At 70.3% G+C, this 910-nt stretch carries 1 protein-coding gene; it reads right to left on the reverse strand.

The genetic code is table 11. The annotated features are described in order from the left end of the window. Window positions 1-910, reverse strand: a 910-nt coding sequence (locus ACX6XY_RS30000) for an acetyl-CoA carboxylase biotin carboxylase subunit (RefSeq protein ID WP_460337763.1), incomplete at both ends; no start/stop codon positions are given.

The following is a 910-nucleotide window of genomic DNA, read 5'->3' on the forward strand; positions in this document are numbered from 1 at the left end:
CCGGTGACCTCCTCCGTCACCGGGTGCTCCACCTGCAGACGGGTGTTCACCTCAAGGAAGGAGATCGTCCCGTCCACACCGACCAGGAACTCCACCGTCCCCGCACCGACATACCCGGCCTCCTTCAGGATCGCCTTGGACGCCGCGTACAGCTCAGCGTTCTGCTCATCCGACAGGAACGGCGCCGGGGCCTCCTCCACCAGCTTCTGGTGACGGCGCTGCAGCGAGCAGTCACGCGTGGACACGACCACCACATTGCCGTGCTGGTCGGCCAGGCACTGGGTCTCCACATGCCGGGGCTTGTCCAGATAGCGCTCCACGAAGCACTCGCCGCGGCCGAAGGCCGCCACCGCCTCACGCACCGCCGAGTCATACAGCTCGGGGACCTCCTCCAGCGTGCGGGCCACCTTCAGCCCGCGCCCGCCACCGCCGAACGCCGCCTTGATCGCGATCGGCAGACCGTGCTCCTTCGCGAAGGCCACCACCTCGTCCGCACCCGACACCGGATCCGGCGTACCCGCCACCAGCGGGGCCCCGGCGCGCTGCGCGATATGCCGCGCCGCGACCTTGTCACCCAGGTCCCGGATCGCCTGCGGGGGCGGGCCGATCCAGATCAGGCCCGCGTCCAGCACGGCCTGCGCGAACTCCGCGTTCTCGGAAAGGAACCCATAACCGGGATGGACCGCGTCCGCCCCCGAGTCCTTCGCCGCGGCCAGCACCTTGGCCATGTCCAGATAACTCGCGGCGGGAGTGTCACCGCCCAGCGCGAACGCCTCGTCCGCGGCCCGCACATGCAACGCGTCCCGGTCCGGCTCCGCGTACACGGCCACACTCGCGATCCCCGCGTCCCGGCACGCCCGGGCCACCCGAACAGCGATTTCGCCACGGTTGGCGATGAGCACCTTGCGCA

The organism is Streptomyces sp. O3 (genome assembly GCF_054788135.1).